This is a genomic window from Neobacillus sp. SRL179, assembly GCF_984799095.1.
The window spans coordinates 4,748,094-4,762,139 of record NZ_OZ481792.1 but is presented as its reverse complement, the minus strand read 5'-3'; the positions used below and the strand labels follow the sequence as shown (position 1 = coordinate 4,762,139).

16 protein-coding genes are annotated in these 14,046 nt (G+C 34.8%); 13 read left to right on the top strand and 3 right to left on the bottom strand.

The window, feature by feature from the left end; all coding sequences use genetic code 11:
- Positions 1 to 127: 127 nt before the first annotated feature.
- The 8 genes from AC4E8C_RS23335 (at position 128) to AC4E8C_RS23300 (ending at position 6,422) form a co-directional block, all read left to right on the top strand.
- Entirely contained in the window at positions 128 to 478 is a 351-nt protein-coding gene (locus AC4E8C_RS23335) for a hypothetical protein (RefSeq protein WP_490209008.1), read from the top strand.
- A gap of 265 nt (positions 479 to 743) precedes the next feature.
- Positions 744 to 1,142 (top strand): DUF5412 family protein, encoded by a 399-nt coding sequence (locus AC4E8C_RS23330; RefSeq protein WP_490209007.1) that lies wholly within the window; start codon positions 744 to 746, stop codon positions 1,140 to 1,142.
- Between the two features lie 63 nt (positions 1,143 to 1,205).
- Positions 1,206 to 1,679, top strand: coding sequence for an NUDIX hydrolase (locus AC4E8C_RS23325; RefSeq protein ID WP_490209006.1), 474 nt, complete (start codon positions 1,206 to 1,208; stop codon positions 1,677 to 1,679).
- A gap of 382 nt (positions 1,680 to 2,061) precedes the next feature.
- On the top strand, positions 2,062 to 2,637 hold the full coding sequence (locus AC4E8C_RS23320) for a TetR/AcrR family transcriptional regulator (protein WP_490209005.1): 576 nt from the start codon (positions 2,062 to 2,064) through the stop codon (positions 2,635 to 2,637).
- A 156-nt stretch (positions 2,638 to 2,793) separates the two neighbouring features.
- Positions 2,794 to 3,543: an SDR family NAD(P)-dependent oxidoreductase gene (locus AC4E8C_RS23315; protein WP_490209004.1), complete on the top strand. Its 750-nt coding sequence runs from the start codon at positions 2,794 to 2,796 to the stop codon at positions 3,541 to 3,543.
- A gap of 265 nt (positions 3,544 to 3,808) precedes the next feature.
- A complete protein-coding gene (locus tag AC4E8C_RS23310; RefSeq protein ID WP_490209003.1) occupies positions 3,809 to 4,870 on the top strand; it encodes an alkene reductase in 1,062 nt (353 codons plus the stop codon).
- 150 nt (positions 4,871 to 5,020) lie between these two features.
- On the top strand, positions 5,021 to 6,022 hold the full coding sequence (locus AC4E8C_RS23305; RefSeq protein ID WP_490209002.1) for an NADP-dependent oxidoreductase: 1,002 nt from the start codon (positions 5,021 to 5,023) through the stop codon (positions 6,020 to 6,022).
- Positions 6,023 to 6,161: 139 nt separating this feature from the next.
- The gene (locus AC4E8C_RS23300) at positions 6,162 to 6,422 is read left to right on the top strand and encodes an alpha/beta fold hydrolase (RefSeq protein WP_490209001.1); all 261 of its coding nucleotides are present in this window, start codon (positions 6,162 to 6,164) and stop codon (positions 6,420 to 6,422) included.
- A gap of 48 nt (positions 6,423 to 6,470) precedes the next feature.
- Here AC4E8C_RS23300 and AC4E8C_RS23295 read toward each other — a convergent pair whose 3' ends face one another.
- Complete coding sequence (locus AC4E8C_RS23295) at positions 6,471 to 7,358, bottom strand: LysR family transcriptional regulator (protein WP_490209000.1); 888 nt, start codon at positions 7,356 to 7,358, stop codon at positions 6,471 to 6,473.
- A 196-nt stretch (positions 7,359 to 7,554) separates the two neighbouring features.
- Here AC4E8C_RS23295 and AC4E8C_RS23290 point away from each other — a divergent pair, with 196 nt between their 5' ends.
- Positions 7,555 to 8,484, top strand: a complete 930-nt coding sequence (locus AC4E8C_RS23290; RefSeq protein ID WP_490208999.1) for a 2-oxo acid dehydrogenase subunit E2 — start codon at positions 7,555 to 7,557, stop codon at positions 8,482 to 8,484.
- Positions 8,485 to 9,121: 637 nt separating this feature from the next.
- On the opposite strand, the gene AC4E8C_RS23285 is transcribed toward AC4E8C_RS23290, so the two are convergent.
- Entirely contained in the window at positions 9,122 to 9,742 is a 621-nt protein-coding gene (locus AC4E8C_RS23285) for a cysteine hydrolase family protein (RefSeq protein WP_490208998.1), read from the bottom strand.
- Between the two features lie 757 nt (positions 9,743 to 10,499).
- Here AC4E8C_RS23285 and AC4E8C_RS23280 point away from each other — a divergent pair.
- A complete protein-coding gene (locus AC4E8C_RS23280; RefSeq protein WP_490208997.1) occupies positions 10,500 to 11,117 on the top strand; it encodes an NUDIX hydrolase in 618 nt (205 codons plus the stop codon).
- Between the two features lie 282 nt (positions 11,118 to 11,399).
- Here the strand turns inward: AC4E8C_RS23280 and AC4E8C_RS23275 are convergent, their stop codons facing one another.
- Complete coding sequence (locus AC4E8C_RS23275; RefSeq protein WP_490208996.1) at positions 11,400 to 11,915, bottom strand: hypothetical protein; 516 nt, start codon at positions 11,913 to 11,915, stop codon at positions 11,400 to 11,402.
- Positions 11,916 to 12,199: 284 nt separating this feature from the next.
- Here AC4E8C_RS23275 and AC4E8C_RS23270 point away from each other — a divergent pair, with 284 nt between their 5' ends.
- The 3 genes from AC4E8C_RS23270 (at position 12,200) to AC4E8C_RS23260 (ending at position 13,951) form a co-directional block, all read left to right on the top strand.
- A complete protein-coding gene (locus AC4E8C_RS23270; protein WP_490208995.1) occupies positions 12,200 to 12,625 on the top strand; it encodes a MaoC family dehydratase in 426 nt (141 codons plus the stop codon).
- Between the two features lie 68 nt (positions 12,626 to 12,693).
- A complete protein-coding gene (locus tag AC4E8C_RS23265; protein ID WP_490212639.1) occupies positions 12,694 to 13,029 on the top strand; it encodes an MmcQ/YjbR family DNA-binding protein in 336 nt (111 codons plus the stop codon).
- 115 nt (positions 13,030 to 13,144) lie between these two features.
- Positions 13,145 to 13,951, top strand: a complete 807-nt coding sequence (locus AC4E8C_RS23260; protein ID WP_490208994.1) for an aldo/keto reductase — start codon at positions 13,145 to 13,147, stop codon at positions 13,949 to 13,951.
- The last annotated feature ends 95 nt before the right edge of the window (positions 13,952 to 14,046 follow it).

The window sequence follows — 14,046 nt, the reverse complement described above, 5'->3', positions numbered from 1 at the left end:
GAATGAAGATGAGGAAAACTATGAATTTTTTTGCTGTGTTAAGTGTGGGTTTAACCTGATAACGATTTATCTCATTCTCAATAATTCAGAAAGAGATAAGCGATCAGACGAATGGATAACCGGGCAAATGGACAAAGCCTATCAACAATTAGAGCATAATGATCCAGTGGTCGTTACCAATAAATTAGGTCCGAATTTTAGTATAGAAAATTTTGATTTTACACAGGATGGTAATCTTTATCGATATAGCGGAACGGTCACCAATACATATAAAAAAGTGCTTTTCGGTGTATTAAAAGGAAATATTTATGAAGATAGTGGAAAAGGAATTAGCTTTGCTGTAGCCTTGCCAGATAATGGACTTTTACCTGGACAAAAATTTGAATTTAAAGGGCTGTTTGAGTACGATGGGATTTTATCAAAGAGCGGTATCTATCCTATTTACGTGTCAGAGAATCTTGAAGTAACGCCCCTTTAGCACAATAGAAAAAGATCATCCAAATGGCAGCCTGAACTTAAACTCTTTCCCCCGTTACTTTAAGTACAATACACCATAAACCGCTTTGTAATTTCATTCTAAAAAGGACAAACTGACCTATTTAAACAAACCTATGCTGCCAAAACGGGTGGCTGTTTTATTATGAACTACTTTTTAAAAATTTTTAATATGTTACATAGAAATTCTATGTATATAATGATACAATTATGTAAATGGAATTTACTGGTTGGGGGGAGCTTTTTGAATGAAAAAAGATACAAAGATTCTTTTATCAATACTAATTGTAATATTTGTTCTTGTAATAGCATTGATTATTGGGGTTATAACGATATTTTTCACAGTATTGGGATCTGCGTGTGGAAATGAGATACAAAGAGAAGTACCCTCTCCGAACGGGGAAAAAGTAGCATATGTTTTCCTTAGAGATTGTGGTGCAACAACCAATTTTTCACCGCAGCTATCCATCCTAGATAGAGATGATGATCTTGAAAATGAAGGGGGAAATGCATTTAGGTCAGATAAAAGCTTTACAATTGAATGGATTGATGAGAAGAATCTTAAGGTAATTTATCCTAAATCATCTGAAACCTTTGAAAAGGATAAACGGGTGAATGGTGTACATATTGAGTATTATGACGAATAAATGAAACTCCATATTTTTAACTAACTGGGGCAAGAGATAAGAGAATTATTAGGAGGGGGAAAAGTGGGATATATCTCTGAAATACGAAAGTTAATTGGTAGTAGGCCAATTATAAGTGTAGGGGCAACAATCCTTGTGGTAACTGAGAAAGGGGAAATTCTTTTTCAGCATCGATCTGATACATTTGATTGGGGTTTACCTGGGGGCTCAATGGAACTCAGTGAGACTTTAGAAGAGGTTGCTTCTCGTGAACTAAAAGAAGAAACCGGACTTAGCGCAAGTCAGTTTGAGTTAGTAGGTGTTTTCTCGGGTCCACGTTATTATTTCCGTTATCCAAATGGGGATGAGACCTATAGTGTAATTAACCTATTTCGTGCAATAAACGTGAGTGGAAAGCTAGAAATGAATGATGGGGAGAGTATAAATCTTAAGTATTTCAATAAAGATAACCTGCCTGATAACATTGAAAAAAGAGCAAAAGCACTAATCGAAAGTTTAGAAGATAATTTGTGGGATTTAGATAGTTCATTTCTATAAAATTCTCGCCTAATGATAAAAAACAAAATTCACTCTTTACCAATCGTTCTCAAAATGATATTATAGATTTGTTAGGTTATTAGCTAACTTTCGTCATAATGAGAATGTTCATTCTAAAAACATCACTTAGCACTATCTCAAGTTTACAGAAATAGATTAAAAAATCCTTTTTAAGGAGGTTGAGTTATTAACAAATATGGTTCATACAAACTAATGGTGAAATTGGTAGTAACTCTTAAAGCTAATCTTAACTGTTCATTCTTAAAATGGTATCATTGGTGAGGGACGAGAAAGTCAATATTCTTACCTTGTTGATTGATGATTATTTTTGAAGCATTAAGATTTTCTGGTTACAACAAGATTACTCAAAGGAAATGATAGTATGGCTAGAAATAAGGAATTTGATGAAAATGAAGTATTACGAAAAGCTATGGAACTTTTTTGGTTACAAGGCTATGAAAAAACCTCCATGCAAGATTTAGTAAAGTATATGGGTGTCCATCGTCGTAGCTTATATGATACGTTTGGTGACAAGCATACTTTGTTTATAAAAGCATTGGATCATTATAATGAAATGATAAGAACTAAAATAGAGAATGAAGTAACCCAACTGAATTCGGTAAAGGATGCTATCAGGAAATTATTTGAAATGATAATTGTCAGAGATATACAACAACCTATTGGATGTTTAACCGTAAATACGGCAGTTGAGTTGTCATTACATGATGAACAAGCAGCAGAAAAGGTAATGGAGAGCTTTTCTAAGACTGAATTATTGCTAAATAATCTAGTGCTAAGAGCTCAAAAGTCGGGAGAAATATCTAAACATCATGATGCAAAAAAAACTTCGGAATTTCTTCACAATTCCTTAGTAGGACTACGGGTTATGACCAAAACTACTGATGATGTAGAAAAATTAAATAATATAATTGATATAACACTCTCGGTATTAGATTAATTTTTTTTGCTCTTTTGAGAATGTTCATTCCCAATAAGTCGATGATTAATCTAGCTGAACTTCACTTGTTCAAGCAAAGTTTGCCTTGGTATCTATTTAATAAAACAGATAAAGAAAAAATAACAATTTAAATAATTTAATTTAAGGAGAGATAATATGAAATACACAGTTATAACAGGAGCAAGCTCAGGTATAGGGTATGAGACAGCATTAGCATTTGCTGCTCGGGGAAAAAATTTAATTATAGTTGCTAGAAGATTAGATAAATTAGAAGAACTAAAAACCGCAATTCATATTATAAATCCTGAATTAGATGTTATCATTTGCACAGTTGACTTGTCTGTCACAGAGCAGGCATATAACCTGTATAACAAATTAAAAGGGTATGAAATTGAGACTTGGATTAATAATGCTGGTCTTGGTGAATCTGCTTTTGTAGCAGATCAAAATTTAAGCAAAGTTGAAACGCTGTTACGGGTTAACATAGAATCTTTGACAATCCTTTCTACATTATTTGTTCGAGATTATGCAGAGAAAGAGGGAACTCAGTTAATTAACGTATCATCTGCACTTGGATATGCAATTGCTATTGGGAATATAACTTATTCAGCATCTAAGTATTATGTTAGTGCCTTCACTGAAGGTCTTGCAAAAGAACTAGAATTAAAAGGTGCAAAATTAAAAGCAAAAGTGTTAGCACCAGCTATGACGGAAACAGAATTCGCTAAAAATGCAACGGATTTGGATAGTTTCAATTATAAAGAAAATTTACCTATGTACCACACAGCTAAGCAAGTAGCTGGATTTATGATGGAAATATACGATAGTAATGCGGTGGTAGGTGTTGTAGACCAAAATTATGAATTTAAGATGAGGCACCAAATATTTCCAATAATGGAAGGTTAAGTTTTAAAAAATCTTTATATTCTATTATTTGAAGGGTGAAAGAATGAATCGATACGGTGGGAATACAGAGAATACTTTGGATGCCTTCATGTTTTTCTTTTACCGTTCAACTGAAACAAATAAGTCTGCGGGAATGGCATTTTTATAAAGGAGTATTAATCAGAAAAAAACAATTTCCGTTTTGGTAATACCAATTCTTGTGCAACCATTACGCCAAATGAAAAACAGTGAATCTCGAGATACCGATTAAAAAGGAGGAAGTTATATGAGCAAGTTATTTGAACCAGTCAGAATGGGAAATATAGAACTTAAAAACCGTTTAGGTATGGCACCAATGACAAGGAGTAGAGCACTGCCAGATGGAACACCTAGTGATTTGGCGGCAGAGTATTACGGCCAGCGTGCATCGGTTGGTTTAATAATAAGTGAGGGTACTCAACCCTCAGAGGATGGTCAGGGTTATACAAATACACCTGGTATTTATACAGAATCACATATTGAGGGATGGAAAAAGGTAACATCAAATGTGCATAACAAAGGAGGACGAATCTTTATTCAACTTATGCATGTAGGCCGTGTCTCACATCCTGACAATACACCTCATCACCGTCAAGCTGTTGCCCCTTCAGCTATTGCGCCTAATATAGAAATATTTACAGCACAAGGGATGAAGGAGATTCCTACACCTAGAGCATTGAGTGAAGGAGAAATTAAGGACGTTATAAATGAGTTTCGCCTAGCAGCACGAGCAGCGGTAGAAGCTGGTGCAGATGGGGTAGAAATCCACGGAGCAAATGGTTACATTATTCAACAGTTCTTAAGTGAAAATGCTAATCAACGCCAGGATGCGTACGGTGGAACGATTGAAAATCGCTCGCGATTTGCCATTGAAGTAGCTAAAGCAGTTGTTGAAGAAATTGGTCCAGAACGAACAGGCATACGCTTCTCTCCTCAAGGAACACTAAATGGAATAGAAGAGGGAGAATCAAGTAGTGAATTGTACCGCTATTTAATCAGCGAGTTAGATAAGCTCAACCTTGCATATCTACACATCATGCACTTCGGAAACGAATCATTATTACAAGAGATCCGTCAACTTTGGTCACAAGCACTTCTTGTTAACCGAGCAGGACGTACTTTAGACCAACTTACGGTAGACTTGGATAATGAACTTGCGGACGTTATAACTGTAGGGACTTGGATGATAGCCAACCCAGATTTTGTCGAGCGATTGAAATTGGATGCCCCACTAAATACTCCGGATAGAAATACGATTTATGCAGGAGGAGCGGAAGGGTATACAGACTATCCGTTCTTAAAAGATTAAAACAGGCAAGGTTTATCAGTTAACGGCATCGACAAAACATTAATAATGGTGTTTTAGAATACACAGACTAGACTATCAATGAATGAAATAAACGAATGATAAAAACCATCAATGTAAGAGTTGGTGGTTTTTTAAAAGGAGATTAAGAATATGAAAGCTGCTCAAATACAAAAATACTCGAAAAACATTGAAGCACAGATTGTTGATATCCCTATACCGAGTATTAAAGAAAATGAAGTACTGGTAAAGGTAAAAGTTGCTGCAATAAATCCACTTGAAATATTAAATATTACAGGAAGTGTTAAATTAATACAAGACTATGATATGCCCCTTGTATTAGGAAATGAACTAACAGGTATTGTCGAAAAAGTGGGTAATCATGTATCTGATTTTAACGTTGGAGATTCTATTTATACAAGACTCCCGATTGAAAAAATTGGGGCATTTGCAGAATATGTTGCAGTTGATGCTAAATCCATATGGCACTTGCCGAAAAATTTAGATTTCGTTACTGGAGCTGGTGCACCTTTAACAGGTCTGACGGCATACCAAGGCTTAGTAGAAGAGTTAGAAGCAAAAAAGGGACAAACAGTGTTTATTCCAGGAGGATCAGGAAGCTTTGGGCAAATGGCTGTTCCTATAGCTAAAGCAATGGGATTAAAGGTGATTGTTTCCGGTAGTCCTTCGGCTAAAGAGAGAACGTTGAATGCTGGTGCTGATCAATATATTGATTATACAAAGGAAAATTATTGGGAAATACTAGATGAAGTTGATTTTGTAATCGATACTCTAGGTGCTGATGAATTCGAACGCGAGTTATCCATTATTAAACCAGGTGGTCGGTTACTAAGTCTTCGTACTGGACCAAATAAACAGTTTGCAATTGATAAAGGTCTGCCTAAATGGAAGCAAATTATTTTTGGCTTAGTTGGCTCGAAATTTGATAAGAAAGCAAAGAAAAAAGGTGTTCAATATCGCTTCATTTTCGTAAGAGCTGATGGTAAACAATTGGAAAAAATTACGAAAATCATTGAAGAAAATAATATTGTTCCAGCTATTGATCCTACCAATTTTACAATTGATGAAATTAATGCTGCACTAAAATTAGTAGCAAATGGACATACAAAAGGAAAAGTAGTTATCAAATTTTAAAAAGGTAAAGCAGGAGTGGAAGTAGCAATGTCGATTCATTATTCTTATATTGACGCACCTAACTTATTTATTCAGCACCAGAATGGTAGACGGTAAGCTTATAGAGAATTAGGGAAAAAAAGAAATCCCGAATATTTTATTGATACACCTTTCAGCTAATCTTGATAATTGGGATCCAAGGATTATTGATGGTCTTGCTAAAAGCCATTGGGTCATCACATTTGATAACTTAGGAGTGGGACTTTCCAATGGTAAAGTCCCAAACAATATCCCTAAAATGGCAAATGATGCAATCACATTTATTAAACTACTAGGATTATTAAAGGTAGATTTGATAGCTTTGTCAATGGGAGGAATGATTCGCGATCTTTTTTTATTATTGAACAACGGTGCAGAATAATTGAAGATAGGAAAAGCGAAATCCTATCTTCTTGTTAGAATGGAAACATTAGAGAAGTTTGAACATATCATAGTTTTCTTTATAATACGAAATAATAAAGTCTCGAAAATTTCTTACCGTTGAGGATAATAGTTTATCTTTTAACCAAGATATGCCGACTGGAAAGGTAGCAGAATTATCAGCAACTTTTATAAAATTTAACCCCAATATTCTACAAACCGAAATAGGAAGTAAAGCCACACCCTGACCCAGTTTGATTATTTCCACAAGCAGATAAGAATCTACCTCAAATATATTATTAGGAACGAATCCCGCATTTTTACATAGATTTTTTGTAAATGCGCTGTATTCCTCATTATTGGCAAGTGAAATAAAAGACTCATTTGCAACTTTACTTAATGAAATCTCAGACTTACCCGCAAACTTATGGTTTATAGGTAAAGCCAGAACTATATCTTCATTTACCAGTACACGACTCTCTATCTCTTCATCCTGTATAGGAAGACCTGCCATTCCTAAATCGATATCCCCTTTTTTTAAACTTGTCAGTATTTCACTTTTTACTCCGATTTCCTGGTGTATTTTTGATTCAGGATAGCGGTTAATATATGCACTGATGAGTCCTATTAGGAGTCTTGGATTGGCAATAGATATTTTGATGGTGTTCGAAATATCATGTTCCTCCGATTTAATTTCCATTTGTGCATTTTCAATCTCAGTAAAAATCCTGTTTACATGCTTCAAAAGAATTTTTCCTGAAGAACTCAATTGAATATTTCTCCCTTTCCTCTCAAATAAGGTCGTACCCAATTCATCCTCAAGTCTTTTAATAGTAAGACTTAAGGACGGCTGGGCAATATTCAATTGTTTGGCCGCCTTTGAAATATGCTCAGTATATGCGACTGTCTGGAAGTATTTTAACTGAAGTAATTCCACGGTTCTTCACACCTAACTTATTTATTATAATAAATATAATTATAACTTATTATGTATTAGATTAAATGTAAATAAAGATGTAATATAATCGTGTAGTCGCCAGAAATTCAAGGAGAACGCAACAGCCTTTTCACACTTAGGTTCTATTATTATTTTAAACCCAATCCAAATGGAGCAACAAAAAAGGAGAAAAATTATGTTTATAAATGATATTGAAATAAAAGAGACGAACAGGTTCGACCTTCAAAGAAGAGCAGTTTCACACATGACTACGGAATCATGGAAAAATATACCACATGTCTCCTATATTTACGAACCTGATATTACGGACTTTTACGAAGAGTTCAAAGTGCTCACAAAGACGAGATGCGACTTAGGCTATAAAATCACAATAAACACAATCATGATGAAAGTAATAGCCGAAGGATTATTAGTTGCACCAGATTTAAACTCATATATTGAATATGACCATATGAAATCAGAGGGTATGACACATATTTTAGAGGGAATCAATATGTCGATCCCTTGGAATTTACCCGACGGCAGAATGATTACTCCAACTATCCCAAACATTGAAAACATGTCGTTAAATGGCATTTCTGACTATATTACAAAGCTGGCAAAAAGAATTGAAAAAACCAACATTGATGAAATGTTTTATCGAGCCGCTTTTTCTCATACTGTAAATGAATTAATGAATTTCAACCCTAGAATCTTAAGAAGGGTTTTAGCAGCAAAGGTTAGTAGAAATAGTATCAAAGGACTGGAAGGGAAAGTAAAAGAAAATTACTACAAGATACCAGAGGATGAACGCTTGACGGAAAAAGATATAATGTCTGGAACCGTTACCGTCTCAAATATTGGTTCTTTGTATAAAGAACAAAGAGGTTTCTTCGGTTTACTTGAAATCATACCTCCTCAAGTTTTTGCAGTGGGGATAAGTTCTATCCAAGAAAAACCGGGAGTGTTTTTGAATCAGAATGGGCACAAGGAGATTGGTATTAGAAAAATACTGCCAATGTGCTTGGTATTTGACCATAGAGCAGTTGACTTTAGCTCAATAGTTCCTTTTTTAAAAAGACTTGATGAAATATTTGCTCAACCAAACATCATTCAAAAATGGTGACTTTAAATCCTCTCCTCATAGCCAATAATCCCACAAACTATTTATTGGCCGATTTGGAATCTTTTTTTGCATTAATCCTAATGTACAAAACATGTAATAAAAAACGTAGTGCTTATTGCTACTAGGTTTCTGTTACCGTTATTCATTTATATTACGAAGGGTTTAGAGATTTTGGCTTTTTAACTTTCTAAAGAACTTTGGACCAAGCATTTCATCCATAATACGAGTTCTCCTTTTTAGCATTTAATTTTACTAAAAAAAGAAAAGGCTGATCTGCTTGTGGAATAACAATTACCAAAATATATTGTCCATAGTAATGATTCCACTTAACTGAGCATAAATCCTAGGTGACTTCGCTTTTTTCGTGTCCTAGTAAACTTTGAAAAATATTTAAAAACTCACTACAAATTCATAAGACGAAACACTACCGCTGCTATGGTAGCCATATTTTTTTTCCATCTAACGGACAGCATTCCTGAACGGTTTGGTAGCTATTGCTTGTTTTTTTAATTTGCACCAAAAATTTCTTTCCTATATAGAGGGAGGGAGGTTAGTGAAAGAAATTTAGAATTAAACAAAAAGAGTTGCTTTCAATAGCAACCCTTTTAAGTCGACTCTTGAGACAATGTTTTATTTCTTATAATTGAGAGATTGCCTGTTGAGTTGACCATGTAGCACTGCTGAATGCCTGATAATTTGTAACTGCTGCTTGAAAATCCCTCTCACTTATAGTGGCAGTGGCATCATAAACAACTGCTGTTTGGAATCCATTCTCGATTAAGTCTCTCATATGTGATTCTACACAAATGTTTGATAAGACACCTGCCAAAATCACCTTTTCTTTCCTATGCTGACGTAATTGGTAAACAAGATCATTTGTCTGCGGACTGGCAATCTTATGGGCGGTCGCAATGACAGTTTGGTTAGCTGAAATGTATGGCTTAAGTGAAGGAACCCAGTCGGCTCCTACAGAAGTGTAGTCACTTTGTTTTTGATATACTTGAAGCTTTAATAACATGTCTTGTTCAGCCCCAGTAAATTGCCAACCATAATCATGGGGATATATATAATGGGGGGATATAAAAAGTTGATATCCTTTACTCATGGCTGTACTTATTAGAAATTCAAGGTTACCTAGTGTGTTGTAATGCTCAATAACTTTTTTTGTTAAATGGTATCCTTTACCTCCGGGGGACAGAAAGTCATTTTGTGGATCCGTTATGACAATAGCTGTATTAGCGGGATTAGGTATAAACATGTTTTTCCTCCAATTCACATAAATAGTTTCCTGTCTGTTTTTCTGTCATTTAATTCAACTGATATTCTTTGTTGAATATATATTGATGGGTGCTTGGACAAATTCTAATTTTAATCGAGCTTTTGTATTAAATTGGAATAGTCTCTGTTTCTAGCAAAGGGAAAGTTTGTGAAGATTTGTACTTAAAGTATCGGGGGCAAGAGTTTAAGTTCAGGCTGCCATTTGGATGATCTTTTTCTAGTTGTGTTAAGGGGGCGTTACTTTAAGATTCAGCTGCCAAAACTGGTGGCTGTTTTATTATTGAACTACCTTTCAAAAATTTTTAATAAACTACATAGAATTACTATGTACATAATGATACAATTACAAAAAATGGAATCTGCTGGTTAGGGAGCATTTGTTTAAGGAAAAAAGAAACAAAGATTCTTTTTGTCATTACTAATTGTAATATTAGTCCTTGTAATAGCATTAATTATTGGGGTTATAAAGATATTTTTCACAGTATTTGGAGCTGCGTGTGGAAACGAGATACAAAGAGAAGTACCTTCTCCGAACGGGGAGAAAGTAGCATATGTTTTCCTTAGAGATTGTGGTGCAACAACCAACTTTTCGCCGCAACTATCCATCTTAAATAGGTCGTTGCGGCGATTCTTTTTTGTTATTGATTTAACGGACAGGTTTGTTGAATAAGGGGTAATTTCATTTTTATATAAAATAAGGTAAAATTAGGTAAAAACCAAATGGTGGTGAATAAAGATTGGAACCTAAATGGTTAGAATGGGCAAAACAGCTTCAATCCATTGCACAAGCAGGGCTAACTTATTCTAAAGATGTTTATGACTTGGAAAGATTTGAATTCATTAGAAATATTAGTGTTGAGATTTTGACACAGCATACAAATATGGACAATCAAATATTAAAAGAACTATTTGCAAATGAAACTGGGTATGCAACGCCGAAAGTTGATATTAGGGCTGTTGTATTTAGGGCTAATAAAATATTAATGGTGAGAGAAACCGATGATGGAGATTGGTCGTTACCTGGAGGTTGGGGTGATATTGGATTAACTCCAAGTGAAGTGGCAGTCAAGGAAGTAAAGGAAGAATCAGGGTTTGATGTTAAAGCGCTAAAATTAATAGCTGTACTCGACAAGAAATGCCACCCCCATCCACCTTCTCCATATCACGTTTATAAAATATTTATCCAATGTGAAATCATTGGCGGGCACCCAAAAGAAGGTATTGAAACAAATGCCGTGGAATTTTTTGCAGAAAATGAACTACCACCTTTATCGATAGCTAGAAATACAGAATCACAAATTCAACTAGCATTTAAACATTTGCATAATCCACAAGAGCCTGTATATTTTGATTGATCTACAAGCTGAATGCCTCCTGTTTGTGCAACTAACGGTTAGCTTAGGAGTTAGAAGATGAAAAATAAAAAGAGAAATAGAGATAGAGATGGCTTTTTTAAAGATACCCTAATTGAGTTTATATTTGAACTGGTTTGGAACATCTTATTGTTTATACCAAGAATGATCATTCGTTTAATAGGGAACCTTTGGTGAATTAGTGAATTTAAAGAGCTACGGTACGTGTACATATATAAAACAGTTGAAAAATCACAAAAAAATAAAGCAACCCGAGGGGCTGCCTTAATAATAATATATCTCTAATATGTTCTCTGTATCTGTGACATCGTAACTCATTTCCTTAAATTTACTACCATATAGTTCCTGAGCCTTACTCCCAACCTTCTGATAATTAGTCCAGTCCATGATATACTCTGGGCTATAGTCATCAAAGTGGATAAGAATCATATCTCCTCCTGACCAGTAATCAGTAACATACTCTACCTTATTTACCTGTCTGCCTAGAGCCTCCTCAGTAAACTTCTCAAGCTGAGTTTCTGCATTGGCTGGAGCTTCAATTATAGGGGGTGGAACTGGTTGACTAGGTTCGATCTTCTTAACCTGTCCATACGCAGTTTCCCTGCCATGCCCATACTTTTTACCAATAGCTTTACCTTTCCCCTTGTTACCCTTGTTAGCTTTGTCTGATACTTTGTTTGTATGAATCTTGTTGTCCTTCAATTGATTCTTTGTTGCGTCAGTTTGATTACATGCAGTAAGTGCTAGTCCTAATACTAAAACAAGTCCAAGGAGCTTCATTTTGTTTACCTCCATTAAAGATCGTTCTCATTTAGTATTCTGAATCTCATTTGTTTGTATTCAGTAAAAGAAGGTATCTAAACTACCTATGTAAAGTGGGGCATGAGGGAGCAGCTATAGGGGCTTCCCCTTTTATGCTTTTTTAAAGCATGTTGTTGATTTTGTTCTTCAAATAACTGGGCCGGTTAGCTTAAGAAGACTTTAATATTTTTTCACTTGTTATGTTTCGGTGCTAAAATAAACAAGGACAACATTGACTGCAACATCAAAATAGAGGTGTAAGAATGAAATTAGATGAGTTTACAATTGGACAAGTGTTTCAAACTAAATCATTAAAATTAACAAAAGAAGATATTATAAGGTTTGCAGGTGAATTTGACCCTCAATATTTGCATTTGGATGAGGAAAAAGCAAAGCAGGGAAGGTTTGATGGAATTATTGCTTCTGGTATACATACGTTAGCCATTTCTTTCAAACTTTGGGTTGAGGAAGGTTTCTACGGTGAGGATGTCATTGCTGGAACACGGATGAATAATATTAAATTTATTAAGCCTGTGTATCCTGAAGATGAATTACATTTAAACGTTGAAGTAATTGATAAGAAAGCAACAAGAGATGAAACAGGTATCCTCACTGTATCGTTAACTACCTTTAACGATAGAGATGAAAAAGTTTTTGAGGGTGACCTGTCCGTATTGATAAAGCGATAAAGAAAAATCGAATGTCTCTCACTAATTTAAGCAAGGATCATACTGCGTTACTTAAGGAGTGGTAAAAAATAAAAACGAGAGAGGAAGCTATTAATTACTGTTTGAATCTGGAAAACACATATGAAGACTATCCATTTAAAGATAAGAATTGGACATTAATGCGACATAAAGAAAGTAAGAAAGCCTTTGCCTGGATTTTCAATAGAGAAGAACATATTTGGATTAATTTGAAGTGTGAGGCAGGTTGGTTGGACTTCTATCGTCAGAATTACCCTTCAATAGTTCCAGCTTTCCATCTTAATAAAGAACATTGGAATTCTCTTATTCTAGACGGTACCATTCCAGAGGAAGTTATAACTGATCTGATTAGACGAAGCTATAATTTAACGAATCAAAAAAAGTAATTATCTAAATAGGATTAATGCCTTCTCTCATATTGCTTTTTGAAAATTCTATAATTTGCTATGATGTACTTTGTAAGTAAAGTAATTAGAGTATACAGAGGGAGTGCTTAAAAATATGGAATACATAACACTTAATAATGGGTTAAAAATGCCAATTGTAGGTACAGGTACAAATACTTATGGAAAAGAAAATAACGAGTATAACGGGGCGTTAACAAATGAAATTCCTGAACTCGTATCAGCACTTGAGTTGGGTTACCGTTCCATAGACGCAGCCATCATGTATCGAAACGAAGAACTTGTCGGAAGAGTTTTAGCAGAAAGCACAGTGCCTCGAGAAGAGTTATTCATTACGACAAAAGTTCCAGCCAACGAAGAATATATTTCTTCAAAGGAAGCTACTCGAGCAGCTATCGATAACAGTCTAAAAAACTTCCAAACAGACTATCTCGACCTGCTTCTTATTCACTTCCCTATCGAAGACAAAGAACAACTTAAAAACACTTGGGAAGTCTTTGAAGAATATTACGAAGCGGGTAAACTAAAAGCAATCGGCGTTTCAAACTTTGGAAAAAATCATCTAGATGAATTGAAAGAATTCGCTAAAGTGAAGCCAGCTGTTAATCAAATACAAGTTAACTTAAAAGAACCTAACAAAGATCTCCTTGCCGTATTAAAAGACGAGGGCATTACACCTGTTGCATGGGGACCTATGAAAGCCGAAGCCCATCAAAAAGAAGTTTTGGATGAAATCGGTAAAGCCTATAAAAAGTCTGGTGCACAAGTCTTATTAAAATACCAAATCCAACGCGGTGTGATTGTTATTCCTAAATCTCACAGCAGTGAAAATCAAGCATCTAATATAGATCTTTTCGATTTCGTATTATCTGCAGAGGATATAGAAAAAATTGAAAACTTATAATTAGTTAGTCCTTCATCCTAGTGATATGAATAATATCGCTAGGATTTTTATTTTTTCAAAACAATGAGATTGGAGTAGGACCGTTTTTTATTGAA